Origin of the sequence: Flavilitoribacter nigricans DSM 23189 = NBRC 102662 (assembly GCF_002646595.1) — a bacterium.
GTDB lineage: Bacteria > Bacteroidota > Bacteroidia > Chitinophagales > Saprospiraceae > Flavilitoribacter > Flavilitoribacter nigricans.
The window spans coordinates 49,162-75,412 of sequence record NZ_PDUD01000054.1 but is presented as its reverse complement, the minus strand read 5'-3'; the positions used below and the strand labels follow the sequence as shown (position 1 = coordinate 75,412).

The 26,251-nt window shown below is 36.3% G+C and carries 24 protein-coding genes; all 24 read left to right on the top strand.

Annotated features, from left to right (window positions below; all coding sequences use genetic code 11):
* The first annotated feature begins 262 nt into the window (after window positions 1–262).
* The 24 genes from CRP01_RS37025 to CRP01_RS36910 all read left to right on the top strand — a co-directional run bounded on the left by CRP01_RS37025 (window position 263) and on the right by CRP01_RS36910 (window position 26,250).
* Window positions 263–1,417, top strand: a complete 1,155-nt coding sequence (locus tag CRP01_RS37025) for a DegT/DnrJ/EryC1/StrS family aminotransferase (protein WP_099155143.1) — start codon at window positions 263–265, stop codon at window positions 1,415–1,417.
* A 133-nt stretch (window positions 1,418–1,550) separates the two neighbouring features.
* A complete protein-coding gene (locus CRP01_RS37020; RefSeq protein WP_099155142.1) occupies window positions 1,551–2,135 on the top strand; it encodes an acyltransferase in 585 nt (194 codons plus the stop codon).
* Window positions 2,136–2,822: 687 nt separating this feature from the next.
* Window positions 2,823–3,794: a Gfo/Idh/MocA family oxidoreductase gene (locus CRP01_RS37015; protein ID WP_262510345.1), complete on the top strand. Its 972-nt coding sequence runs from the start codon at window positions 2,823–2,825 to the stop codon at window positions 3,792–3,794.
* 52 nt (window positions 3,795–3,846) lie between these two features.
* A complete protein-coding gene (locus CRP01_RS37010) occupies window positions 3,847–4,920 on the top strand; it encodes an NAD-dependent epimerase (protein WP_099155140.1) in 1,074 nt (357 codons plus the stop codon).
* Between the two features lie 255 nt (window positions 4,921–5,175).
* Window positions 5,176–5,943, top strand: coding sequence for a tyrosine-protein phosphatase (locus CRP01_RS37005; RefSeq protein ID WP_185154593.1), 768 nt, complete (start codon window positions 5,176–5,178; stop codon window positions 5,941–5,943).
* 260 nt (window positions 5,944–6,203) lie between these two features.
* Window positions 6,204–7,007, top strand: coding sequence for a polysaccharide biosynthesis/export family protein (locus CRP01_RS37000; protein WP_099155139.1), 804 nt, complete (start codon window positions 6,204–6,206; stop codon window positions 7,005–7,007).
* A 53-nt stretch (window positions 7,008–7,060) separates the two neighbouring features.
* On the top strand, window positions 7,061–9,427 hold the full coding sequence (locus CRP01_RS36995; protein WP_099155138.1) for a GumC family protein: 2,367 nt from the start codon (window positions 7,061–7,063) through the stop codon (window positions 9,425–9,427).
* Window positions 9,428–9,448: 21 nt separating this feature from the next.
* Window positions 9,449–9,844 carry a sugar 3,4-ketoisomerase gene (locus tag CRP01_RS36990; RefSeq protein WP_099155137.1) on the top strand — a complete coding sequence of 132 codons (396 nt, stop codon included), beginning with the start codon at window positions 9,449–9,451 and terminating at the stop codon, window positions 9,842–9,844.
* Window positions 9,825–10,271, top strand: a complete 447-nt coding sequence (locus tag CRP01_RS36985; RefSeq protein WP_099155136.1) for a sugar 3,4-ketoisomerase — start codon at window positions 9,825–9,827, stop codon at window positions 10,269–10,271. The genes CRP01_RS36990 and CRP01_RS36985 overlap by 20 nt, the downstream gene beginning before the upstream one ends.
* Entirely contained in the window at window positions 10,268–10,819 is a 552-nt protein-coding gene (locus tag CRP01_RS36980) for an acyltransferase (RefSeq protein ID WP_099155135.1), read from the top strand. The genes CRP01_RS36985 and CRP01_RS36980 overlap by 4 nt, the downstream gene beginning before the upstream one ends.
* Window positions 10,816–11,919 carry a DegT/DnrJ/EryC1/StrS family aminotransferase gene (locus CRP01_RS36975; RefSeq protein WP_099155134.1) on the top strand — a complete coding sequence of 368 codons (1,104 nt, stop codon included), beginning with the start codon at window positions 10,816–10,818 and terminating at the stop codon, window positions 11,917–11,919. Before CRP01_RS36980 ends, CRP01_RS36975 begins: the two co-directional genes overlap by 4 nt.
* A 42-nt stretch (window positions 11,920–11,961) precedes the next feature.
* The gene (locus CRP01_RS36970; protein ID WP_099155133.1) at window positions 11,962–13,236 is read left to right on the top strand and encodes a CDP-glycerol glycerophosphotransferase family protein; all 1,275 of its coding nucleotides are present in this window, start codon (window positions 11,962–11,964) and stop codon (window positions 13,234–13,236) included.
* A gap of 80 nt (window positions 13,237–13,316) precedes the next feature.
* Entirely contained in the window at window positions 13,317–14,855 is a 1,539-nt protein-coding gene (locus CRP01_RS36965) for an aldolase catalytic domain-containing protein (protein ID WP_170110711.1), read from the top strand.
* Window positions 14,846–15,565, top strand: a complete 720-nt coding sequence (locus tag CRP01_RS36960; RefSeq protein ID WP_099155132.1) for an acylneuraminate cytidylyltransferase family protein — start codon at window positions 14,846–14,848, stop codon at window positions 15,563–15,565. Before CRP01_RS36965 ends, CRP01_RS36960 begins: the two co-directional genes overlap by 10 nt.
* Window positions 15,546–16,169 carry an HAD family hydrolase gene (locus tag CRP01_RS36955; RefSeq protein WP_099155131.1) on the top strand — a complete coding sequence of 208 codons (624 nt, stop codon included), beginning with the start codon at window positions 15,546–15,548 and terminating at the stop codon, window positions 16,167–16,169. Before CRP01_RS36960 ends, CRP01_RS36955 begins: the two co-directional genes overlap by 20 nt.
* Window positions 16,166–17,617, top strand: coding sequence for a lipopolysaccharide biosynthesis protein (locus CRP01_RS36950; RefSeq protein WP_222845904.1), 1,452 nt, complete (start codon window positions 16,166–16,168; stop codon window positions 17,615–17,617). Before CRP01_RS36955 ends, CRP01_RS36950 begins: the two co-directional genes overlap by 4 nt.
* Window positions 17,618–17,619: 2 nt before the next feature.
* Window positions 17,620–18,633 carry a glycosyltransferase family 2 protein gene (locus tag CRP01_RS36945; RefSeq protein ID WP_099155129.1) on the top strand — a complete coding sequence of 338 codons (1,014 nt, stop codon included), beginning with the start codon at window positions 17,620–17,622 and terminating at the stop codon, window positions 18,631–18,633.
* Window positions 18,626–19,726: a hypothetical protein gene (locus CRP01_RS36940; protein WP_099155128.1), complete on the top strand. Its 1,101-nt coding sequence runs from the start codon at window positions 18,626–18,628 to the stop codon at window positions 19,724–19,726. The genes CRP01_RS36945 and CRP01_RS36940 overlap by 8 nt, the downstream gene beginning before the upstream one ends.
* Window positions 19,727–19,763: 37 nt before the next feature.
* The gene (locus tag CRP01_RS36935) at window positions 19,764–20,996 is read left to right on the top strand and encodes a UDP-N-acetylglucosamine 1-carboxyvinyltransferase (RefSeq protein ID WP_099155127.1); all 1,233 of its coding nucleotides are present in this window, start codon (window positions 19,764–19,766) and stop codon (window positions 20,994–20,996) included.
* Window positions 20,996–21,895 (top strand): sulfotransferase domain-containing protein, encoded by a 900-nt coding sequence (locus CRP01_RS36930; protein ID WP_099155126.1) that lies wholly within the window; start codon window positions 20,996–20,998, stop codon window positions 21,893–21,895. The genes CRP01_RS36935 and CRP01_RS36930 overlap by 1 nt, the downstream gene beginning before the upstream one ends.
* Before the next feature lies 1 nt (window position 21,896).
* Window positions 21,897–22,766, top strand: coding sequence for a sulfotransferase (locus CRP01_RS36925; protein ID WP_099155125.1), 870 nt, complete (start codon window positions 21,897–21,899; stop codon window positions 22,764–22,766).
* Window positions 22,767–22,783: 17 nt separating this feature from the next.
* Window positions 22,784–23,656: a UDP-N-acetylmuramate dehydrogenase gene (gene murB, locus CRP01_RS36920; RefSeq protein ID WP_099155124.1), complete on the top strand. Its 873-nt coding sequence runs from the start codon at window positions 22,784–22,786 to the stop codon at window positions 23,654–23,656.
* A gap of 5 nt (window positions 23,657–23,661) precedes the next feature.
* A complete protein-coding gene (locus CRP01_RS36915; protein ID WP_143473706.1) occupies window positions 23,662–24,825 on the top strand; it encodes a glycosyltransferase family protein in 1,164 nt (387 codons plus the stop codon).
* Between the two features lie 141 nt (window positions 24,826–24,966).
* Entirely contained in the window at window positions 24,967–26,250 is a 1,284-nt protein-coding gene (locus CRP01_RS36910; RefSeq protein ID WP_099155122.1) for an EpsG family protein, read from the top strand.
* Window position 26,251: the final 1 nt, after the last annotated feature.

Here is a 26,251-nt window from a genome sequence, read left to right as displayed (position 1 = left end):
GGAAACTAGTCCTGCCTACACGGGATGATTACTACTAGAGTAACCTCCTTTGGTAGCTTTAAACTAATATTTTTTTTTCAAAGAACTCTTGGTTTTTTACACAGCACCTTTGCGGTGAAAATCAAAAAAACGCTCACCAAATAGTTAAATGAGATTTCGCTTATGTTTTTGATCCAATATTCTTGTTAACTCCTCACAATCTTGGATGTTTTATTTACCACTCCCCACATAACTCCGTACCTTTGCCCCACAATTACAAAATATGAAAACAGCCACACCACCCAACATTCAAATGGTGGACCTCAAGAGCCAGTACCAGCGACTGAAAACGGACATTGACCGGGAAGTAATGGAGGTATTGGAATCAACCGCATATATCAACGGTCCCAAAGTGCGCCAGTTTCAGGCTGACCTGGAGAAATACCTGGATGCCCGCCACGTCATTCCCTGTGCCAACGGTACGGATGCCCTACAGATCGCTCTGATGGCACTGGGGCTTCAGCCCGGAGACGAGGTGATCGTTCCGGCCTTTACCTACGTAGCTACTGCCGAAGTGATCGCTCTGTTGCAACTGAAACCGGTGATGGTGGACGTAGAGCCCGGGACCTTTAATGTAACAGCGGAGATCATCGAGCAGGCGATCACTCCCCGCACCAAAGCGGTGGTGCCCGTTCATTTGTTCGGCCAGAGCTGCGATATGGAACCCATTATGGCGGTTGCGCGCAAGCACGGGATCTACGTGGTAGAAGATAACGCCCAGGCCATCGGTGCTGACTATACCTTCGCCGACGGCCATCAACAAAAGACCGGAACGATTGGCGATATTGGCTGTACCTCGTTCTATCCTTCCAAAAATTTGGGAGCTTACGGGGATGGAGGCGCTATTTGCACCAATGACGATGAACTGGCCACCATCTGCCGCAGTGTGGCCAATCACGGACAGGCATCCCGCCGTTACTACCACGATCTGGTGGGCGTGAATTCCCGTTTGGATGCAATGCAGGCTGCCGTTTTGGGCGTGAAATTGAAACATCTGGATGAATTTGCCCAGGCACGTCAGGATGCCGCCGCTCACTACGACCGGGTTTTTGCCGATATTGCCGAACTGCAAACGCCGGTCCGCCAGTCCAACAGTACCCATGTGTTCCACCAGTATACATTAGTGGTGAAAAATGGCCAGCGTGATGCACTGCAGGCGCATCTGCAGGAGCAGCAGGTCCCGAATATGATCTATTATCCGGTGCCGCTGTACGAGCAGGAAGCCTACAAAAATGCCGGAATGAATGGTAAGGATAGTTTACCGGTGACCGAATCACTCTGCGAGTCGGTGATCTCACTACCTATGCATACCGAACTGGATATTCCAACTTTGGATTACATCTGTGATGCGGTTCGGTCTTTCTTTGAGGAAAGATAATTTCCAGTAGGCTGCAAAAAAAACTGATCTTCCACCACTGCCGGGCACATAATTTTTAGCGTATTTCCCATTAAAGAAAATGTGCTTTTCCGGCCTGACAGGAAAGCGTTTTTCCCATAGCAAAGTAATTGACATGCAAGGCACTACCTATTTTGCTCACCCTACCGCCGTGATCGATCCGGGCGCCCGGATCGGGGCGGGTACCCGGATCTGGCATTTCTGTCACATCATGGAGGGGGCAATTATCGGCGCCAATTGTTCGTTAGGTCAAAACGTTTTTGTGGCATCCGGCGTGGAGATCGGTCGCGGTACAAAGGTACAGAACAACGTTTCGATCTACACCGGAGTGATTTGCGAGGAGGATGTATTTCTGGGACCTTCGGTGGTTTTTACCAATGTGAGAAACCCTCGGTCGGCGATTAGCCGCAAGGAAGCCTACCAGAAGACACTCGTTCGGCGCGGAGCTACCATAGGAGCAAACGCTACGGTTATCTGCGGTAATCAGATCGGTCGGTATGCCTTTATCGGAGCCGGATCGGTGATCACCAAAGATGTACCGGATTATGCGTTAATGGTGGGAAATCCCGCCCGGCAAACCGGATGGATGAGTGATAATGGTCAGCGATTGGACTTTGATACGGAAGGAAAAGGAATTTGCTCCGAAAGTGGAGACCACTATACCCTGGAAAATGGAGCCGTTCGGAAATTGGAGCATTGATGTATGTGCTTATTTTATATAGGATCAGCACATTATCCGTAATCGGATTTTGAAAGTGACTGATTTTTTATGAATAATTTTTTCAATCATCCGGAGTCGACTATATTTGCGTTTGGCGGGTAAATTTGGTTTACTAAATTTGCACCGGCTATAGCGCTCACATACAATCAACGCAATTAAGAATTGATGGCTTTAGCCAAGGCAACTACTAACAAAAAGCATCGTTCGGATCTATCAGCCCATGATCCGCATTTTTCAGCCCCGTACCGACAGACACAAATTTACAAACCTCGTCTGTCGATCTGTCAGTTTTTGCCTCTGGTCACCTTATACAACCCTTTGATTCCGCCAACGGCGGGCATTTTTTATCCACGAGTACCCTTTATAACCCGAAAGTTTCATGGTCCAATGCTGAGTTTTTTCGGCATTAGTAAGCACTATACCTAGGTATTACTGTCTTACACGTATGAGCTCCTGTTGTCTAGAAATGGGACCCTTCCACTGGTATGTGGAATATGATATTGATTTTTGCCATCTTCGGATGGAACATTTTATATGGATATTTCCATTTTATCGACGGGCCAATGCGGCCATTGGAGGACAAGTCTCTTGCGACTTATCGGCGGCGAAGCCGTACCTTTTCTGTCTAGAAATGGCCATATTCCTTTGTTACCAACTTAAATTTCTATTCCCTTAAAAAACTTTGCCCTCATCGGAGCCGCCGGCTATGTCGCTCCCCGACACATGGAAGCGATTCGGAATACCGGAAATCAATTAGTAGCCGCATTGGATAAGAACGACTCTGTCGGAGTCCTGGACCGCTATTTCCCGCAAACTGATTTTTTTGTAGAGTTTGAACGTTTCGACCGCCACCTGGATAAACTAAAAAGGGCCGGCACGCCCGTAGAGATGATCAGTATCTGTTCCCCGAATTACCTGCACGATGCACATATCCGTTTCGGGCTGCGCTACGGGGCCGATGTGATCTGCGAAAAGCCCCTGGTGCTCAATCCGTGGAATGTGGACGCGCTGGCTGAACAGGAGGCAGAAAAAGGGCAGAAAGTATACAATATTCTTCAACTCCGATTGCATCCCAGTATTCTGGCGCTTCGGGAGAAGATAAACTCTGCAGCATCGGAGCAGCCTGCTGATATCGAATTGACCTACATCACCTCCCGCGGCCATTGGTATTACGCCAGTTGGAAGGGGGAAACGGCTAAATCGGGCGGGATCGCGACGAATATAGGCATACACTTCTTTGATATGCTGATCTGGCTGTTCGGTGCTGTTCAGCACAATGTGGTGCATGTACATACGCACGATCGCGCCGCCGGCTTCCTGGAACTGGAACGGGCCCGGGTACGCTGGTTTCTTAGTATCAATCCGGAGACACTTCCTGAGATCGTTCGGGAGAAGGGGCAGCGTACGTACCGTCATCTGGCTATCGACGGTGATGCCGTAGAATTCAGCGATGGTTTTACGGATCTCCACACCAAAAGCTACGAGGCCATTCTGGCCGGGAAAGGTTTTGGTATCGATGCCGCTCGCCCGGCTATCCAAGTGGTGCATGATATCCGGCATCAGGAAACGGTTGGCCTGAAAGGTGACTATCATCCGTTGGCAGCTTTACCTTTGGGCAGGCATCCGTTTCGATTATGATGGTGTTTCTATTCGTGACAAAGGTTTACTTAAAAGGTACAACACTCAATAAATGAAGATCCTCATTACCGGTACCGCCGGCTTTATCGGATTCTACCTTGCTAATCGATTGATCGCCCGGGGCGATGATGTAGTTGGATTGGATGCGATAAACGATTACTATGATGTAAATCTCAAATACGACAGGCTAATTTATGCGGGCATCGAACGTGATGATATCACCTATGGTAAGCTTGTTCAAAGTAAAAAACACGACAACTACCGTTTTATCCAGTTACAACTGGAGGATAAAGCGGGGATTGATCTGTTGTTTGCCAACGAAAAGTTCGATGCGGTCTGTAATCTGGCCGCCCAGGCGGGGGTACGCTATAGCTTGATCAACCCCCAGGCTTACGTAAATAGTAATATAGTTGGGTTTGTCAATCTTTTGGAAGCCTGTCGCCATAATGAGGTCGGTCATCTGGCCTATGCCAGTAGTTCCAGTGTATACGGATTGAATGAAAGTATGCCTTTTTCCACTTCGGATAATGTAGACCATCCGGTATCCTTATACGCCGCCAGTAAAAAAAGCAATGAACTAATGGCGCATACTTACAGTCATCTATTCAATATACCGACTACCGGCCTGCGATTTTTTACGGTTTATGGCCCCTGGGGACGTCCGGATATGGCTCTTTTTCTCTTTACGGAAGCTATCCTGAAGGATGAACCTATTAAGGTATTTAATCACGGGAAGATGGTACGGGATTTTACCTACATAGATGATATCGTTGAAGGTGTGGTTCGTGTAATTGACAACCCACCTACCGGCGATCCAGGTTGGACCGGCAAAGATCCGAATCCATCGACTTCTCGGGCTCCATATCAGATCTACAATATCGGCAATAATAATCCGGTAGAACTAATGACCTTTATCAAAGCGATTGAAAAGGCATTAGGGAAAGAAGCGGAAAAGAACATGATGCCTATTCAGCCGGGTGATGTTCCGGCTACTTACGCTAATGTGCAGGATCTAGTTGACAATCTGGGGTATAAACCGGAAACTTCCGTGCAGGAAGGGATTGATACTTTTGTGGCGTGGTATAAAGATTATTATGCAGCGCGATGGATTGATGCAAAGGCATAAACTAGTATAAAAGGGAATATACCTAGATTGCCAGATTAAATACATTAAAGAACTAGGGAAAAATAAACCCTATAGGTTTTCTTTAACAGCTTTCCTCTTTTTGAATGGTCAAAGTTGAATTCTCTATGACCCACTTTATTGAATTTAGCTTAAGAACAATAGCCAGAGCGCGATGCAGGGACCCGCGAGGAGCTGAGTATAATTTAGTCCGATATTTTTGCTTCTTTTTTGGCACCAGAAAAAAAAGCTATAAACTTGCTGACTTTTCTAAAAAGCATATTAAAAAAACGAAAACCTCTAAGGAGCTTTGAATTTCTCCACACGGACATCCATTCCCACCTCATCCCCGGAATCGATGACGGAGCCCCGGATGTAGTAACCAGCGTTGCCTTAATCAAAGGCTTGCGAAACCTCGGGTTTAAAAAATTGATCACGACTCCCCACATCATGGCAGATCTATACCCCAATACCCCCGCTATCATCCGCGAAGGATTGGACAAAGTCAGAACCGCACTGGAAGCCGAGAACGTAGACATAGAAATTGATGCCGCCGCAGAATACTTGCTGGATGAAGGATTTGCTGAAAAGCTCGAAGCTGGCAATCTTCTGACACTTAATGAAAACTTATTGCTGGTAGAGATGAGCTTCATTTCGCCGCCACCGAATCTAGAACAACTCCTGTTCAATTTGCAAACCAAAGGTTACCGCCCAATTATGGCTCATCCAGAAAGGTATGGCTACTACAATGGTGACCTTTCACAATACAAGCGTCTTAAAGAACGTGGCTGCTTATTGCAACTCAATTTGTTATCTTTGTCAGGCTATTACGGCCCCGCTGTACGGCGCACAGCAATTAAAATGCTGAAAGCTGGTTTATTTGATCTGGTGGGGACAGATTTGCATCATGAGCGGCATTTGAAAATGTTGCAAGAACTGCTATTGGATAGCCGAGTTGGAGAATTGATATGTGGGGGGAATTGGCTAAATAAAATCTTTAATTTATCTAGTGAAAAGCAAGCTTAGTTTTTTCAAATTTGAAAAATGAACTGTGAAATAACAGATTTCAGGTTAAGTTAGTTGTTAGGATAAAACTTATTAGCTACTAATTTAACCAACTAAGCGTTGGTTCACCATAGGATAACGAAATAAGATTGGTGATTACTATAAGTAAATTCGGATTTTTCCTTCGTATTTCTATAAACTACAGAAAACTAGCTGTTTCCCTTTTATTTGGAAACAGAAAGATAGAAGTCATTACATTGCCTCAATTATATAAAAAATAAGTGCAAAAATTAAACCTAAACTACTTTCACATTGCCTTTTTGTTGCTTCTTAGCACAACTTCTTGTGTGACTCATAGTGAGCTGCTGAATTTTTCCCAAGGGGAGCCTTTCCCAGATCAACCGGAAACAATTTCAGAATTACCTCAACTAAAGATTCAGCCGGATGATTTAATATCGATTAAGGTGCATGCATTGGAAGAACCCGCTGCTGCAATACCGTATAATATCGATCCATTAAATGCTAATGTTAATAATTTAGGAGGAAGTAATGTTCGACCTTTAATTGGATATCTGGTTGACAGAGATGGATTTATTACTTTTCCTGTTCTAGGTCGATTATATATTGGAGGAATGACAACAACAGGGGTTGAGAATTTGATAATAGGATTGTTAAAACCAGATGAGCTGAAAGATCCTATGGTTTCAGTCCGATTAATAAATTTTAGAATTACGGTTTTAGGTGAAGTGTCAAATCCAGGGACATTTAGTGTTGCAACTGAAAGAATTACTATTCTAGATGCATTAGGTCTGGCTGGTGATTTACAGCCATATGCTAACCGGACAAATATTCTCATAACCCGAGAACAAAATGGAGAGCGTTTTTTTGGTCGAATTAACTTACAGGACCGGAATATTTTTGAATCTGATTTTTTTTACTTGAAGCAAAATGACTTTGTATATGTGGAACCTTTGCCGGAAAGGACAGCTTCATTAAGGGATCAAACCCAAAGGTTACTACCATATATATCAGCAGGTATTACTGTGATCACCTTTATTTTGACTCTTACAAACCTTCGGAATTAAATGATAAGTAAATTCTGAGAAAGCATACGATTTTTAAGTTTTAATTACATACTGTGTCAGAAAATTACAACAATAACAATAGTCAGGGAGATATTGAGGATAGCCTTGACCTTCAGGAACTGCTGCTGAGCATTCTTAGGAATTGGTATTGGATTTTGATCTTTGTTATAATAGGTTTTTTTGGAGCTAGGCTTTATCTGAGATATGCTCTTCCAATTTTCAAAGCCTCAGGTAAGGTTTTAATTAAAAATATTGAAACTAATAGTGGTACAGGATTAACGGAAGAAGCAGTTTTACAAGAATTCGGTTTGTTCAAACCAGGAAATAATATTAATAATGAAATACAGATACTAAGGTCCCGCACCTTGATGCTAACCGTAATGGAGCAATTAGGTTTAGATGTCCAATACACTGGGCTTGGCCGATTAAAAAATACCGAATATTATGGAGGGAACTCTCCAATTGTATTAGATTCAATTCATTGGTTTGACGAGGAACATAATTTAGAATTTGAGGTAGAGCCAATTGATAATGAGGCGTTTCGTTTAATCGATAAAAATGAGGAGGAAAGTGTTCATAAATTCAACACACCAATAATAATTAAAAGCGATACAATCTGGTTAGATAGGAATACTGATTATATCAACTCGCATAGTCGAATGAAAATAAAAAGCGGAATAGGTGCGAGTAAATATTTGCAAGAACTTCAAATAAGGCCAGCTGCTGACTATGCTAGTGTGCTTATCTTGGAGATAGAAGACCCAGTAAGAAAAAGAGCATCAGATATAATTAACAAATTAATTGAAGTTTATAATCAGGCGGCAATAGATGATAAAAATCAGGTTGCTGAAAAGACTCTAAAGTTCATTGATGAAAGGTTAGGGTTATTGACACAAGAATTAAATAGTGTTGAAGGCGGACTCGAATCTTACAAAGAAAGAAACGAAATTTCAACGGAAGCCTCCACTACAGTAAATTTCATTTTGAACGAAATTAGCCAGTATGACAACGAATTAACTAAGCAGAGAATAAACTTGGAATTACTTGAAACGATAGAACAGACGTTAACAGGTAATGTTGAGCGATATGAGATTATTCCAGTAAACATGGGAGTAGATAACGCTGGAAATTTAGAAGCTCAAATAACAAATTATAATTCAACGATTATCGATCGTGAACGCTTATCAAGATCTGCAGGGGAGGGGAATTCACAATTGGAGATGCTAAATATCCAGTTGAATACAATGAGGAACACTATATTAGAAAGTACTCGTGCTCTTCAAGAAAACTTGAATTTAAAGATTAATGAGACTCAAGGTAAAATTTCCCAGTTACAAAACCGGATTAATCAAGTACCAAGGCAAGAACGAGAATTATTAGAAATAAAGCGCCAACAGAACATTAAAGAAGCTTTATATTTATTTTTACTTCAAAAGAAGGAGGAGACCGCATTGTCGGCAGCTATAACAGTACCAAATGCTAGGGTTATTGATGCAGCAATAACCAGCGGCGTTCCTGTTTCACCGAAACCGATTCAAATTTACGCTATTTTTGTAATGTTAGGCTTCGCCTTACCTGTCGGAATAATTTTCCTTAAGGAGTTACTAGATGATAAAATTTATAGTGAGAATGATATAGAAAAACTTACATCCATCCCTATTTTAGGTGCACTAACTAGAAACAATACTGGCCAAAACGTAGTAGTCCGTAAAAATAGCCGAACAGCAATTTCCGAGATGTTTCGTCTTTTGCGGACTAATCTTAATTACATGTTATCTAAGGAAGGTGGTAAAACAATCCTGGTTACCTCCGGAATGGGGGGAGATGGAAAAACTTTTATAAGTATGAACTTAGGAATGAGTTTAGCACTTACAGGAAAAAAAGTGGTTTTGGTTGGTATGGATTTGCGGAAACCTAAACTAACTAAATATTTAAATAACCAATCCGACGCAGAAAAAATTGGGTTAACCAATTTTTTGATTGGAGAACACTCTTTAGATAATATTGTCTATCCTACAGATGTTGATGAGAACTTATTCATTATTCCAAGTGGACCCATACCGCCTAACCCCGCAGAATTACTCGATGAAGAAAAATTAGCGCCATTATTTGAATATCTTAGATCAAATTTTGATTATATCATTATTGACACTGCTCCAATTGGTTTGGTAGCTGATGCATTTTTGTTAGAACCATTTTCCCACGTTGCACTTTTTGCAGTTAGATATGCAAAGACAACTGAAGATGCAATTAGAAGCCTAAACCAGTTGCAAAAGGAAAATAAACTCAAAAACTTAGCGATAGTGCTTAATGGCGTGAAAAAGAAAAGAAAAAATGGCTACGGCTATAGCTATGGGTATGGCTATGGCTATGGGTATTATAGTGACGATAAAAGTAAAAAAAAGTGGTGGTTTAAATAGTCATTGTCTAAATTTCAAAAAATGTCTAAAACAAAGATTATAGACTTCCCCAAAATAAAGGACCCACGAGGAAACTTAACTTTCTTACAAAATTTCGATCATTTTCCATTTGAAATTCAACGTGTATTTTGGACTTATGATGTACCTGGAGGCGAGGTTCGAGGAGGACATGCCTATAAAATCCAAGAAGAAATAATAATAGCACTCAGCGGAAGCTTTGATGTAATCTTAAGATATAAAGACAATTCTGAAGAAAAAATTTCCTTAAATAGATCTTATTACGGATTGTATTTACCTCCGTTGACGTGGCGACACATAGAAAATTTTTCGACGAATGCATTAAGTCTACACCTGAGCAGTTCCTTGTACGATGAGAATGATTATATAAGAGATTTAGATGCTTATAAATCCCTATAAAGACGCCTCTCAAACTACAGTTTATGATTGTAGTATTATTGAATTACCTCGGATAGATAACCCAAGCGGAAATATTACGGTAGTTTCAAATTGTTCACAAATACCTTTTGATATAAAGCGTGTTTACTATCTATACGATGTGCCTAGTGGAGAAGCTAGAGGCGGGCATGGGCATTATAAATTACAACAATTGATAGTGGCAGCCAGCGGGAGTTTCGATATTATTATTGATGATGGGAATGTAAAAAGAAGTATACATCTTTCTCGTCCCAATGTTGGACTTTTCATGCCTCCAGGACTTTGGCGAGAATTGAATAATTTTTCAAGTGGATCCATATGCTTGGTATTAGCTTCTGAAGAGTATTTAGCCAAAGATTATATTAGAGACTATCCAACCTTTCTTGAATTTAAAAATTATAGAAATTGATTCATCCCTTAGCCGAAGTACATAGTGATAAAATCGGTCAGAATACAGATGTATGGCAATTCAGTATCATCCTGAAGGGGGCTATTATTGGAGCCAACTGTAATATAAACTGCCATACCTTCATTGAAAATGAAGTAATTCTTGGTGACAATGTGACTATAAAGTCTGGGGTTTATTTATGGGATGGAATAACAATTGAAAGTGATGTATTTGTTGGGCCCAATGTAACATTTACTAATGATCCGTATCCCCGATCTAAAATATATCCCAAAAGTTTTCAAAAAACTTTAATTAGCCATGGAGCTTCAATTGGCGCTGCTGCAACTATTTTGGGAGGAGTAAAAATAGGCAGTTACTCAATGGTAGGTGCCAATGCTCTTGTTACGAAAGACATACCATCTAGAGGATTGGCGATTGGAAATCCTGCAAAAGTAATTGGATGGTTAAATGAAGATGGTACTAAAATGAAGCGTATCGATACTAAATTGTTCCAAGATAATCGTGGACAGATTTGGAATTTGCAAGATGATAAAATTGAGTTAAAATGAGTGTTCCTTTTCTTAATCTGGAGCCAATGCATTCGGCTATAAAAGAAGAGATATTTCAAGCCTTTGAATCTGTTTACAATAATAACTGGTTTATCTTAGGAGAAAAATTATCACTTTTTGAAAGTGAATATTCCGAATTTTCAGGAACGAGATATTCAGTTGGTGTAAGCAATGGCCTAGATGCTTTAATCCTATCTTTGAAGGCGTTGGGCATAGGAGAAGGAGATGAGGTTATAGTACCCTCCAACACTTTTTTTGCTTCGGCACTAGCAATTTCACATTCAGGTGCTAAACCAATATTTGTTGAGCCTAGTATAGATACCTACAACATTGATCCAGAGCAGATAGCAAATGCTGTAACAGAACGTACAAGGGCAATAATGCCAGTTCATTTGTATGGTCAAGCTTGTGATATGGCTGCGATTACTGAAATTGCATCTATCCATAATTTAGTTGTTGTCGAAGATAATGCCCAAGCACATGGATGTCATTTTGCAGGTAAAACGACAGGTAGCTGGGGGCACATCAATGGAACTAGTTTCTATCCTGGAAAAAATTTGGGGGCATTAGGAGATGGAGGAATGATCACTACTGATAACAAAGAACTCTATGAATGCGCCCAAATGCTAAGGAATTATGGTTCAAAAGAGAAATATCAGAATGAAAAATTAGGATATAACATGCGACTTGACGAACTACAAGCAGCATTCCTATCTATAAAATTGAAAAACATAAGTCGCTGGAACAAACAGCGCCAAGAAATTGCGGGGTTATATGACAATTATCTGGCTGAAGAAAGTGAAATAATAACGCCCAAAACCCATCCTGATGCGGAACATGTCTATCATTTATACGTCATTAGGACGAGATATAGAGATGAATTAAAGGATTTCCTACAGACAAAAGGGATTAGCACTTTAATCCACTACCCTATACCACCACATTTACAGAATGCTTACAAGAATTTAAAACACAAATTAGGCGATTTCCCTATAGCGGAAGAACTATCTAATACTAGTTTAAGTTTGCCAATCTGGCCTGGAATGAGTGTTGAACAAATTGGAATGGTATCAAATACTATTTCGGAATTCTTTAAGTAGAAATCAATGAATCAAAGAACTTTAAGTTCTTAAGGAAGCCTTATGCAATTATCTAGATTTTTGGCTCAAATAGGATTGGCTAAAATTGTAAAATTATATAGAAATAAGAGGCATGAGCTACGCTTTTATTTAGCAAGTTACTATCATAGGAAAGAGCTGAAGAAAATAAAAAATGTACATAAAGTAAGGGTCATTTTTATTTTACTGCTAAGCTCAAATTGGAAATATGATAGTGTATATAGAGCTTTTCTCAAAGAAAGTAGATTTTTCCCGATGGTGTTAATTTGCCCCTATACAGGTGGAAATGAGGCAGAAATGTTGGTAGAACGTAGAAAGGCTAAAAAGTTATGTAAAGATAATGGTTACAATTTCATAGATGCTTGGAATGAGGAGACGCATTCTTGGATTGATATAAAAAAAGAACTAAGAGCTCATATTATTTTCTTCTCTAACCCGCATTCAATAACTAAAAAAGAATATTTAATAGAAGCAAATCTAGAAACATTAACCTGTTACGTACCCTATTCAATTAGATCTGACGATTTGACAGAATTAGCATTCAATAGTCCTTTTCAGCAATATACTTGGATAAATTTTTATGAATCTAACATTCATAAACGTTTAGCTGAGATTTACGCAATGAATAAAGGCGAAAACGTTGAAGTGGTGGGTTATCCAACAATTGATCAAATTTCTCAAGAGAAGAGAAATATAGACCATGTGCATAAAAAGGTTATTATTTGGGCTCCTCATTGGACGATTCCAGGAGCAAGCAACTTATTGACACGTTCCTGTTTTCTGGATTATTATAATTTTTTTCTAGAACTAGCTGCTAGTAAAAAAGGAGCAGTTGAAGTCATATTCAGGCCTCATCCTTTTCTAAAGCGTACCTTATATAAAAGTAATGTGTGGGGCAAGCAAAGAACAGATGAATACTATAATTTATGGAAAGAGCGAGAAAACTTATCCTATAGCGAGGGAGACTACATTAAAGATTTCGTGAAATCAGATTTATTGGTACACGACAGCGTTTCGTTTCTTTCTGAATATTTTGCTGTAGGTAAACCTGTGGTCTTCACAAAAAGTGAAGGGAAAACAAATCCGCAATTCAATAAGTTTGGAGAGATATGCCTAGATGCTCATTATCAGGTAAAAGATAGAGAAGAACTCAAAAATATAATAGAGCGAATATTAAAAAATGATGAAGATAAGGCAATTATAGAAAAACGGAAGCAGGTTTTAGAGTTACTTACTGAAAATGGAGAAAGTTGTTCAGAACTAATTGTCAAATCAATAAAAGAAAAGCTAAAATTTTAATTGGAAAGTGCTAGGAGTTAAAGTTTATGAGCTAAATCAAAAAATCAATTGATGTATTCACTGCTTAAAAGATTCAATAAATGAAAATTTTAGATTGTACGATCCGTGATGGAGGTTATTATACTAATTGGGACTTTGATGATGATTTAGTTCATACTTACATAGAGTCATTGAATCAATTGCCGATAGATTATTTAGAGGTGGGATATCGCTCTAAACCATTAAAAGGGTATTTAGGAGAATATTTTTATTGCCCAATTTATGTATTAGAAAAAATCAGGAAACTCTCTAATAAAAAAATGGCGGTAATTATCAATGAGAAAGATACACAACAAAAAGATATAAAAGATTTACTACAGCCTTGTGTAGGTATAGTAGACATGGTTAGAATAGCTGTAGCTCCTAACAATTTTAAAAGATCTGTACTATTAGCAACAGCCATCAAGGAATTAGGTTTTGAGGTATGCTTTAACATCATGTACATGTCCGAATGGGAGAAGTATCCGGATTTGATGAAAAATTTATCCTTATTGAATGAGCTAGCCGACTACCTATATATGGTTGATTCTTTTGGAGGTGTTTTCCCTAATGATGTTGAAAGAATAATTAAGGTAATCAGAAAGAAGGTGTCCATAAAATTAGGATTTCATGGACATAATAACTTAGAGTTGGGACTGATCAATACCTTAACTGCAATCGAAAATGGTGTAGAAATAGTTGATGCCACAATAACTGGGATGGGAAGAGGAGCCGGTAATTTAAGAATGGAATTACTTTTGACGGTTCTTAATTCTAAAGGAGCATTAAATGTAAATTATAATGCCTTAAGCAATGTTGTTAGCAGATTTGAAGTGCTAAAAGACTCATACAAGTGGGGAACCAATTTACCGTACATGGTTTCTGGGGTTAGTTCTTTACCCCAAAAGAATGTAATGGAATGGGTATCTAGAAGGTTTTACTCTTTAAATTCCATAATAAGAGCCTTAGAAAATCAAAAAGAAAAAAAGAAGGATAATGATAAGCTACCGATTTTTAAACCTAAGACTACTTACGAAAAGGCATTAATTATTGGAGGGGGAGAAAATGCAAAAAGATTTGCAGAAGCCGCAGTTAACTTTATTAAGGCGGAAAAAAATATTTGCTTAATTCATGCATCCTCTAAGAATGCTGCAATATTTCAAGAATTAGATGTTCCTCAATATTATTGCTTAGTGGGAAATGAAGGCTATCGACTTGAAAAGGCTTTTACCGAAATGATGAGTAGTTTCAAAGGTGAATGTATTTTGCCTCCTTTTCCCCGGAAAATGGGTACTTACATACCTAATATACTATATGAAAGAAGTTATGAACTTGAGAGTATTACGTTTACAGATAAGTTAACGGATTCTCATACTGTACTTGCATTGCAAACTGCGATTGCCTTGAACGTAAAGCAGATTTGGCTAGCGGGATATGATGGATATGGCCAAAATACAATAACCCAACTAGAAAGATCATTAGCATCTGAAAACGAGAGCTTATTTAATGACTACAAAAATTTCACGAGTAAATCTCTACTATCCATTTTACCAACAGAGTACAAAGAATTAGAGCAAAAGTCTGTCTTTGAATGGCTATAAATAGAAATGAATCAATTGGCTTCTTTCTTCCGGTACGGAAGGGGTCTAAAAGGGTAGCGAATAAAAATACACGTCCTTTTGCTGGAATCAAAGGAGGAATAGTAAGATTAAAGCTGGAGCAATTAGTCAGTTGTGAGTCTTTGGACGAAATAATTTTATCAACCAATGATGAGGTAACAATGACTATCGCCAAAGATGTAGATCCAACTGGACAGAAAATTAAAATCTATGAAAGACCAGAAAACTTATGCCAAGATTCTACAGATTTAGTGGATCTAATTAAATATGTACCATCTATTGTGGAAAGCCGGCATATTTTATGGGGGCATGCTACTACACCATTTGTTGATTCTCAAGAATATGAAAAAGCCATATCCACATATTTAACTCAAACCCAAAATGGGTTCGATTCCTTAATAAGTGTAACACCACTGCAAAATTTTTTAATTGATCCGATAAAAAGAGAAATGATAAACTTCCATGATGGTAATGGATTACCGTCGCGTTGGCCAAGAACACAGGATTTGTCAATGATTTACGAGGTTAATCATGCAATTTTTATTACTTCAAGAGAAAACTATCAAAAAAACGCTGACCGGATTGGAAGTACCCCATTTTTTTACGAGCAAAATAAAGTCGTGTCATTCGATATTGACTGGGAAGAAGATTTTTTGATAGCAGAGTCTTTATATGAAAAAATTTATAGATAGTAATTTGATTTTTTTTTGGGACTTTGATGGAGTAATCTTAGATTCTAATAAGATCAGAGATATTGGCTTTCAAAGGGTTCTAACTGAATACCCTGCTCAACAAGTAGAGGAACTATTGAAATTTCACAAACTTAATGGTGGGCTTTCCCGCTATGTGAAGTTCCGTTATTTCTTTGAGAAAATTAGAAACGAGAAGCTAGGTGAAGTTAAATTATTAGAATTATGTGAATCTTTCAGTGAAATAATGCGAAAAATTTTGAATGATGAAAGTTTATTAATTCAACCTACTATTAAATTTATTAAAGAAAACTATAGTTTTTTTCCAATGCATATAGTTTCGGGTTCGGATCAAGATGAATTGAGGTATTTGTGTAATAGTTTAGACATCTCAAAATATTTCGTCAGTATAAATGGTTCTCCTGTTCCAAAGATTGAACTGGTTAGAAATATATTAAATAGTTTTGATTACCAAAAATCTAATTGTGTACTAATTGGGGATTCCATCAATGATTACGAAGCTGCAATTAGTAATGAGATATTTTTTTTAGGTTATAATAACCCCAGTGTAGAGAAACTCACAACGCTAGAAATGAAAATATTTTGAGCGAAGGATTAAAGGAAAAAACATCAAGAGGATTGTTCTGGAATGCACTGGAAAAATTTTCTGTTCAGCTTGTTAAGCTTATAGTAGGAATAGTTTTGGCGAGGCTTTTATTTCCAGAGGATTTTGGCCTAATTGGAATGCTATCGATATTTATTGCAATTTCCCAGATCTTTGTGAATAGTGGAATGGGAAGTGGATTAATCCAAAAAAAGGTAAGAACCGATTTAGACTATTCAACAGTTTTTCTATTTAATTTAGTCGTAAGTATTTTTTTTTATCTGGTCTTATTGTTCTCGGCACCGCTAATAGCAAAATTTTACGATAAGATAGAACTTATTTTATTAACGAGAGTATTGGGTCTTAACATCGTTATATCTGCTTTCGCTATGGTACAGAGAGCAAAGTTAATTGTCAATATTGATTTTAAGACCTTAGCAAGAGTGAACTTAATCGCGTCAGTCCTAAGTGGAATTGCTGCAATTGTATTGGCTATTTTGGGATGGGGTGTTTGGGCATTAGTAATGTATACGCTTTTAAACACTTTAGTATCTGTATTCTTACTTTGGAAAGTAAATAAATGGATTCCATCCATGGAATTTTCAAGGGAATCTTTCAATGAACTTTTTGGCTTTAGCTCGAAGATTTTACTATCAAGAATTTACGAAAAGGTTTCTATCAATATTTATAATATTATAATTGGTAAATATTATAGTGCTGCAGCTCTAGGATTCTATACCCGGGCAAAAAGCTTAGCAGAAATACCTTCCGGTACTTTGAGCAATGTATTGCAACAAGTTTCATTTCCAGTTTTTTCCTCATTACAGGATGAAAGAGTTCGATTAGTTTCAGCATATAGTAGAATGGTAAGAATGGCAGCATTCATAATAATACCAATTATGATATTAGTTTCGATATTAGCAGAACCGATTGTTAGAATTTTACTTACAGAGAAATGGATTGAAGTGGTGCCATTATTGCAATGGACTTCAATTGCGTATGTCATATATCCAATTAGCGTTATAAATATGAATATCCTAAACGCAATGGGAAGATCAGATCTTTTTCTTAAAGTGGACTTGTCAAAATTTCCTCTTACTGTAGTTTCTCTTATAGTTACAGTTCCTTTTGGAATAAAAGCTATAGTTATTGGCCATGTCGTAACATCTTTCATTTCATTTTTTATTAACGCATATCTGCCTGGTAAAATCTTGGGTTATGGACCTTTATCGCAGTTAAAAGATATTATGCCAATGGTATTATCTGCTATTATTATGTCAATTGCAGTTATAACAATTGTTAATTTTGTTTCAAATGACTTTTTTCAGATTGTGTTAGGCTGTATAGTGGCTATTGTAACTTACTTATCTCTATCCAAGATGTTTAATATAAAAGAAATGTCAGAATTGGAGGAATTCGTGGGTAATCTTAAGTATAAATTTACATCCTAAATATGGTGCCGGAAAATAAGGGGCCTTTGGTAAGTGTCTTAGTGATTACTTATAATTCCAGCAAGTATATTTTAGATACTTTAGAAAGTATTAGAATGCAATCGTATGATTGCCTGGAATTGATAATCAGTGATGATGCTTCTACTGATAATACAGAACTTTTATGCCAGCAATGGATAAGTAAGAATAAGGAGTTTTTCGAAAATATCAAATATATTTCTGTCGAAAATAATACAGGTGTATCAGGTAATTTAAACAGGGCATTTAATGCGTGTACTGGAGAATGGGTTAAAATTATTGCTGGCGATGATATTTTATTGCGAGATTGCATTAAGGATAATTTGGAATATATATATCTGAACGAAGATTTAAATATCCAAATATTGTTTTCAAAGTTCTATAAATTATATTTTAAGAATGGAGAATGGCATCAAAAAGCAATGCTAAAAGATCCTCAAACTTATATTTTATTTAGCAGCTGTTTGTCAAATAATGAGCAATTAAAATTATTTTCTAGGGAGCAGCATTATCGAATAATTACAATCTTTATGAGCCATAAGGCTATAAAGTCTGTTAACGGCTTTGATGAAAGATTTCCTCTTTATGAAGATATACCTCTAATGTATAAGTTTCTACTTAATGGATTCAAGCTGTTTTTGCTACCTGCCTACACGGTATCCTATAGAGTACATGGAGATTCTATTTCCCTAAAGAAAACTGATAAGATTATTTCCAAGTGGCATTATCAAAATTTAATCCCAGCTACTTTATTATATAAGATTCCGATGCTTACCAGAGTTGAAGCAATAATGGTCAAATGTAAAATTCAAATAGATAAATATTTATATGAGTCACCGCTTAACGAAAGAAAATTTTTAAATGTGATCATATATAGAGGTCTTATTTTCCCATTTCAGCTTTTGTACTTTTTGTGCAAAAATAAAATCATAAAAGATATTGTAAAAAATAAACAATTGAAAAACATTTACTTTAAAGATCAATTTTCCCATGACTAGAATAAATATATTAACTCCTCAAATTCCTATTCGAAGAGGATTTAATGACTTTTATCCTATATTAAAGTGGGAGAATAGTTTCAAAAAGAAAAATATTAAGTTTAGGTTTTATTCACATCATTTAAACCCAAAACTCCTAGAGTGTGATGTATTTCTTTTAGATTATAGATATTACCAGTTCCTTGCAAAGAGCAGATATAAGATTCCAGGAAATCATAAATACGATAGCGAATTCTTTATTCTTGAAGTGATCGAAAGTGCAAAACAAAAAGGATGTAGGGTGGTCCTTTTTGATACTGGAGATTCAGGAGGTAGTTCTACATCTCATATTACTCCGTTTGTAGATATTCATCTAAAAAAGCAGATCTTTAAAGATTTATCCTATTATACAGAGCGGAAATCCTATAACCTAATGGTCTGGTTGCCTCCAGGCCTAAAAGAAACGAGAAAATTAGAGTTCACCCCTCTGAAAGAAAAGGATGTAGAAAAATTGAGACTTGGCTGGAACATCGGTCTTCTGGATTATAGATGGTTCCCTTTTAAGTCATTTTTACCTATCGGCAATTCAATGATATTACCCGGATATTATCAAAAGGTAAGGATGCGAAATCCTAATTCTCATAAAAAATATCTGTTAAGTTATAGAGGCAATTCCAATAAGCATGAAAGTTATGATTACCAGCGAAATCTTGCTTCAGAAAGACTTAAAAATATGCGGAGGGATGACATTCTAGTTGGCGGAAAGGTTTCCTTTTCTCAGTATATGAAGGAGCAAAGAGATTCAAAAATAACTTTGAGTCCTTTTGGATGGGGAGAAATCTGCTATCGAGATTTTGAGTCTGTTGTAAACGGGAGCCTGCTTTTGAAACCTAAAATGGATCATTTAAATACCTATCCAGATTTTTTTAAAAATGGAGAAACTTACGTATCTACAAATTGGGACTTTAGTGATCTAAAAGAAAAATTAGTAGAAGTTTCCAGCAATTATGAAAGATATATATCAATCATAAAAAACTTTCAAGCTTTGTTTTCTCATCATCAAAATAGTAGTAGGGCATTCTTAGAGCATTTTGAAAAAAGTGTTCTTTCCTAATAAAGAAGCTCTTTGTAGAAATCTATCAAAAAAATAAATGGAATCTTTAAGTATAAGCAGAACTAGGTTAATGGGCCAAGTCAGAGTGAGTGGGGCAAAAAATAGTGCCCTTCGGTTACTTGCAGCTTCAATTTTAACTCGTTACCCATTACAATTGGAACACTTTCCTAAGGGCCTACTTGATATCCAAATCCATATGGAGATGTTGGAGGTATTAGGGAAAGAAATTAAAATATTTGAAGATAACATTCTAATTACAGAAAAAGAAGATTCACTAATTACTAGTTTAGAATGGTCTAAGAGATCCATACGTAATACACTTCTTATATTAGGAGCATTAGTTGGAAGATTCGGAGAAGGTCGTGTCCCACTTCCTGGTGGCTGCAAATTGGGTGAAAGGAAATATGATTTGCATGTTATGCTGCTTGAAAGGCTAGGTGCAGAAATTTGGGAGGAAAACGGTTTCCTCTGTGCTAAAGCCAAAGATTCTCGACTAGTGGGATGTGAAATACATTTACCAATTAGGTCAACTGGCGCAACAGAGAATACTATAATTGCTTCCTCATTAGCGATTGGAAAAACCATACTTTACGGGCCTCATATTAGACCAGAAATCATTGATCTCATTACTCTATTAAACAAAATGGGAGCCAAAATCACAGTTCATGGTCAAAAAGCTATTGAAATAGAAGGCGTTTCCGAACTGGAAGGTACAAAGCATCGAGTTATTCCGGATAATATGGAGGCTCTTACTTGGGCGATTGGGTCAGTCATCACTAATGGAGATGTAGAGATAATCAATTTTCCATTTGAGCACTTAGAAGTTCCTTTAGTATTTTTAAGAGAAAGCGGAATGAAGTTTTACAAAGGGGAAAACTCATTAATTGTAAAAGGAGGAATACCATACCCCGTTGAGATCAGTACTGGACCTTATCCTGGAATTAATTCGGATATGCAACCACTATTCGCCGTGTATGGTGCCATGAGTAAAGGTGAATCTAAAATAATCGATTTGCGATTCCCAGGGCGATATGGATATGCCGAAGAATTGAAAAAAATGGGAATGAAATTCAAGTTGAGTGGTGAGATGTTAGTGATTGAAGGAGGCTACAGCTTAAAAGGAGCTACAGTTAATGCCATCGACTTAAGAGCAGGGATAGCTTTATTGCTAGCAGGAATGACTACGGATGAAGAAGTCAGGATCGAAAATGCCTGGCAAATAAGGAGGGGTTATGAAAACTTGGAAGAAAAATTGAAAAACCTCTGTTGATGGAGATAATAATTCATCTGGGTTTACATAAAACAGGATCAACATTTTTTCAAAAAAATGTTTTTAAGAGTTTTGATGGATGGCACTATATAGACAGAACAGACTTGGAACAATTTAAGTTTTATGTTCTAAATACCTCCGAATTTAATTTTTCTCTTAATCGAGCCTATAGCATTTTTATCAATCTGTTCTCTAATAATTCTTGTCCTGAAAGGGTAATAATATCTGATGAAGAGTTTTGCGGAATGCCTTATATGGGAGCGATTGATAGAAAAATCATCGCGAATAGATTGATAAATATTTTTAAAAAAGACGAACTAAAATTTTTCTTAGTTTTAAGAGAACAACAAGCTTTATTAAAGAGCTTATATTTACAGTATATTAAAACTGGAGGAACTGCTAACCCTGTTGAATTTATGAATTTTGGAAAACAGCCATTACTAATAAATTCAAATTATTTTCTGTTTTATGAATATCTAAGTTTTTTGGAAGATAGAATAGGAGAGCAAAACGTTCTATGTTTACTTTTCGAGGAATTTTCCGATTCACCATACACTTTTTTCAAAAAAGTTGCAGACTTCATCGATATAGAATTTAACTACGAGGAGACCGAAAAGTCAGTTAAGAACTTTTCAATTAATCCTGTCTTTTTGAGAATAATGATTTTTTTAAATAAGTTTTCAAGAAGCTACAAGAATCCATTCGGATTTTTACCTTTTGGGTTTTACCGATTATATTCAGGGGCAATTATTCGATGCTCAGTTTGGCTGAAATTCAAGCGACAAGATATTAATATGCTTGGATTCAATCAAACGGAAAAATTGTCTCTTAAGGATTCTAACAGGAAGCTAATAGGTCGAATGGATCAGGCCTCTCTTATGAAATATCGCTATTTATAATATGATCGAGGATGTTTTAACAGATAGAAACTTGCCTTCCTTTATTATTGGTGGAATGCAAAAAAGTGGTACAACTTATATAGATAGTCTTTTGAGAAGGCATCCACAAATCTATATGCCTCCCCGAACTCTTGAATTCAGTTTCTTTGACGATTCAAGGATATATAAAAATGGAGTCCAGTGGTATAAATCCCTTTTCACAGATTCCAAAGATGGGCAAGTATTGGGCCAGACATCAGCTGATTGCGCTTTTGAAAATTTAGCACCACAACGATTAAGAGATATAGTTCCAAATGTTAAATTAATTTTTATACTGAGACATCCAGTATCTAGAACACATTCTCACTACTGGCACCAAGTGAAGATGGGGAGAGAGCATTTATCATTATTAAATGCTTTAAAGGAAGAACCCGTAAGAACAGAAAAAAGCTATTATCACCAAAAGAAGTTCTCATACGTTGGAAGAAGCCGCTACAAGAGCTTATTTGAAAATGTATTCAAATATATTGATCAGGAAAATGTTTATATAGTTCCATTTGAATTATTCATTAAAAATGAAGTTAATTATTTAAATGAAATTTTTGAGTTTATTAATGTTAGTACAATTTCTTCTATCGAAGATTTAAAAGAAGGAGATAAAAATAAGCGTACAAATGCTGCAAAAACACCTTCTATTTGGTTGCGAAAAATATCTCCTATACTCAACTCCAATTTTATTGGGAAATACATCTATAGATCATTGCTTACTTCAAAAAGGCCACCTCAGTTAAAGGATAAAGAAAGAAAATTTTTAGAGGCAGAACTGTGGGATGATGTTTTATTTTATAATGAGATAAATAATAATTGTAGAAAAAATAATTCTAACTCCTAAATTCTAATAAAGGCCATATGGAATGCCATAGAAACTACGATTTAACTTCTCATAATAGTTACAAGCTAAAAGCAGCTTGTAGAAGAGCATTTTTTCCTGAATTTGAATCAGATTTTATTGATATATATAGTAAATTCTCTGAAAAAAATGACTTGTTAAATAAGATCTTGATTGGCAGAGGCTATAATATAATTTTATCTAAATCTTATTATAATCAGGATTTTATCATAGTTGGTGACTCTTTTAATTCCTTAGATTTTTTGGGTGATGGATTAATTAGTGCTGAAGCTGGTGCTAGTACTTTAGATTTAAGCACTCTGGCCTTAGAAAATGAACTTACTGGGGCTGAAGTATTCTATGACATTCCAAGTTCAATTGGTGGAGCTGTTGTAATGAATGCCGGTGCGAGTGGAGAAGAAATCAAGGATATTCTTGTTAAAGTTAGATATTTAGATTTAGTAGATTTCCAAATTAAGGAGATAGAGAATCAAGATATTGGGTTCTGTTATCGCAATAGCTTTTTTCAACAAAACCCCGATAAAATTGTGTTGAAAGCTTGGTTTATGTTGAAAAGAGGAAGCTATGATCGTATTAAAGAAAAAATGGAAAGAGTTAAGGTTAGTAGATGGAGTAAACAACCAAAAAAATTTCCTAATGCAGGGAGTGTTTTTAAACGTCCCACCGGTTTTTATGTAGGAAAAATAATAGAGGATCTTGGCTTGAAGGGATTCACAATTGGAGGAGCTAAAATCTCAGAAAAGCATGGGGGCTTCATAATAAATTATAATAATGCTACTGGGAGTGATATTATAGCAATTATCAACTTTGTACAAGAGCGCGTTAAGGAGAAATATCAGATTGAAATTGAAGTTGAACAAAGAATAATTTGAATGAAGTGAACATCATTTTTTTAATTTACTCTCAGGGAAAAGCAAGCGGGGGGCACTATCATTCTTGTAATCAAATTTCTAAAGAAATTAGAAAACAAAACAAAGTATCGATAATCTCACTTGGTCCAAATGCAAGCCCCGTTTTTGATGGTAACTTAGCTTTTAAAGAACATTTGTTCTATACCAAAGTTATTGACCTTTTTAAGGTGAATTATGAGTTGAACGAATATATAAAGCTTTTTAAGCCAGATATTATAAATTGCTTTGATACAGAATCTTTGAATATTGCTTTAGTTTTACCAGCTCTATTTAAACACAAAATTATTTTGACTAAATGTGGAGGACCGAATCCCAAAAGAAATAGGTGGCAGTTCGCTGATGGGTTATTACTTTTCAGTTACGAAAACTTCGAATGGTTTAGAAATAATTTAGTTTATAAAAATATCCCTCTTTCATTAGTAAGTAATAGGGTCTCAAGATTAGAAATATTAAATAGTTCACAGTCAGAGGAAAGAAAAATAACTGATCGCTTTAATTTCATCAGAATTTCCCGATTAGGAGGTGCATATGAAAAAACATTAGAAGATTCATTTCGGCTTATAGAGAAATTAATGGTTAAGCATAATGTATTTTTATATGTTATTGGGAGAATTCAAAATGAAAATCGTTTTGAAAATCTAAAAAAGATAGCTGAAAGAAAAAGGCTTCCTGTTAAATTTATCACTGACGAACGCGCAAGTACTGCTTCCCAATTCCTTTATCTAGGTGATTGTGTAATTGGAACTGGCAGATCATTTATGGAAGCTACCTCTTTAGGAATCCCTTCGCTTACTCCAGCAGAAAATAATGATATACCAATACTCGTATCCAAAAATAATTTTAACAATTTTTTCCGAACTAACTTTTCGGAAAGAAATTTAGCTGATGCAGACTCACTAAAAAATAATCTGAAAAATATTGAAAATTTGATTTCAGATTCATCTTACTACAATAAGATAAGTAATGACACTATAAATTTGTTCCATCTACATTTTGATGCGGGAATAGTTAGTGAAAAATATATAAGCTTCTATTTGAAATGTATAGAAAGCAATAAATTTAAAAAGATTCAGCTTATCTGGTTGAACTTGCCATATATTATAAGAGACCTTTTTAAAAATTTATTATAGTTGTAGGAATCATGTTGTTAACTGTTGGATAATACAATAATGAGTGTAGATTTAAGACCACTTAGTAGCTTATTAAAAGTATGACCTATTTAAAATATAAACCAAAAATATAATCCATTTTTATTCGCAATTTTACAGTAGATGAATAAAAAGCAATATGCTTTTGGCTTAATTTTATTATTTATTAGCCCCGTTTTAGGCTTTTTAGGTTCCTTAAGGAAAATCAATACACGTTATGGAAAATATATATTGATTTTATTTTTTGGGATCTATGGAGCGACAATGTTGTTTCCTGTTGGAACTGATGGCTATCGTCATGCGTCTAATATTGCTAATCATTATTATGGTTTAGGTCTTGGAGAATTTTTAAAAGAAACAAAGGCAATATTTCTTTTTAGACCAGAGCCTGAAACGAATGATGATTTCTTTCTTCATTTTATATCTTACATAGCAAGTTTCTTTTCAAGTTCGGCAGCTGGCTTATACGCAATTGCGGGACTTATTTACGGTTATTTCTTTGTAAATGGTATCAATAAAGTATATTCATTAATAAGAGGTAAATGGGATTTGGTCCTTCTTCTTCTTTTTCTGATTTTTTTGTTTTGGAAGAGCTTTGAAGGAATAAATACCATTCGCAACCATACTGGAGGTTGGATATTTTTTAATGGTGCATTCTCATATTTTCAAACGAAAGACAGAAAATATATTCTGTTAATTCTTCTGGCCCCTGTAGTTCATTTTGGATATTTTATTCTTACAATACCATTTTACCTAATAGCAATATTCGGAAACTGGCCTAAGATCTACTTATTGGTTTTTCTAAGTTCATTTTTTTTAACTCCAGATATAAATACCATAGAAAGATATGCTAAAACGACAGAGTTAGGAAGGGAAAAGTTTAATAGTTACGTAAAGGACGATGCTTATTTAGAGGCAAGGAGCAGCAAAGCAGGGAGGCAGAATAAAAGTTTTCATGTAGAATACTATTTTAAAGGCATTAAATTGTTAATACAATTACTCTTTATCTATGCTGTGATATTTTTTGGATACTTAAAGCGCAAAAACCATGATTACTTTTTAAGCTCTTTAGCAAGTCTTGCTTTGCTTTTAATTGCAGGAGCTAATTTAAGCACTTTTACATCGTCGCTTGAGAAAAGATTTTTTTTAAATGCCGCATTATACTTGTTAGCGTACCTAATCATTTTGTATAACGAGAATATAGCTCAAAAGAAGACGCTTTCAGTCTATGGATACCGTACAATCGTAATACTTGGCGCACCTGTTATATTTTTATTCGTTTTTACACAGTTAAGCCTAATTGGAGAATATACAGGATTTAAGGTACTTATAAGTCCAGGTATTTATCCATTTTTAAATGGAGAAGAAATTACAATTAAAGAATTTATTAAGCAGGTGTTTATATAAG

Coding starts and splice junctions, on each gene's coding strand:
- CRP01_RS37025 (WP_099155143.1), top strand. CDS start 263: ATGAAAACAGCCACACCACCCAACATTCAAATGGTGGACCTCAAGAGC.
- CRP01_RS37020 (WP_099155142.1), top strand. CDS start 1,551: ATGCAAGGCACTACCTATTTTGCTCACCCTACCGCCGTGATCGATCCG.
- CRP01_RS37010 (WP_099155140.1), top strand. CDS start 3,847: ATGAAGATCCTCATTACCGGTACCGCCGGCTTTATCGGATTCTACCTT.
- CRP01_RS36990 (WP_099155137.1), top strand. CDS start 9,449: ATGTCTAAAACAAAGATTATAGACTTCCCCAAAATAAAGGACCCACGA.
- CRP01_RS36985 (WP_099155136.1), top strand. CDS start 9,825: ATGCTTATAAATCCCTATAAAGACGCCTCTCAAACTACAGTTTATGAT.
- CRP01_RS36975 (WP_099155134.1), top strand. CDS start 10,816: ATGAGTGTTCCTTTTCTTAATCTGGAGCCAATGCATTCGGCTATAAAA.
- CRP01_RS36970 (WP_099155133.1), top strand. CDS start 11,962: ATGCAATTATCTAGATTTTTGGCTCAAATAGGATTGGCTAAAATTGTA.
- CRP01_RS36965 (WP_170110711.1), top strand. CDS start 13,317: ATGAAAATTTTAGATTGTACGATCCGTGATGGAGGTTATTATACTAAT.
- CRP01_RS36960 (WP_099155132.1), top strand. CDS start 14,846: ATGGCTATAAATAGAAATGAATCAATTGGCTTCTTTCTTCCGGTACGG.
- CRP01_RS36955 (WP_099155131.1), top strand. CDS start 15,546: ATGAAAAAATTTATAGATAGTAATTTGATTTTTTTTTGGGACTTTGAT.
- CRP01_RS36945 (WP_099155129.1), top strand. CDS start 17,620: ATGGTGCCGGAAAATAAGGGGCCTTTGGTAAGTGTCTTAGTGATTACT.
- CRP01_RS36940 (WP_099155128.1), top strand. CDS start 18,626: ATGACTAGAATAAATATATTAACTCCTCAAATTCCTATTCGAAGAGGA.
- CRP01_RS36935 (WP_099155127.1), top strand. CDS start 19,764: ATGGAATCTTTAAGTATAAGCAGAACTAGGTTAATGGGCCAAGTCAGA.
- CRP01_RS36930 (WP_099155126.1), top strand. CDS start 20,996: ATGGAGATAATAATTCATCTGGGTTTACATAAAACAGGATCAACATTT.
- CRP01_RS36925 (WP_099155125.1), top strand. CDS start 21,897: ATGATCGAGGATGTTTTAACAGATAGAAACTTGCCTTCCTTTATTATT.
- murB (WP_099155124.1), top strand. CDS start 22,784: ATGGAATGCCATAGAAACTACGATTTAACTTCTCATAATAGTTACAAG.
- CRP01_RS36910 (WP_099155122.1), top strand. CDS start 24,967: ATGAATAAAAAGCAATATGCTTTTGGCTTAATTTTATTATTTATTAGC.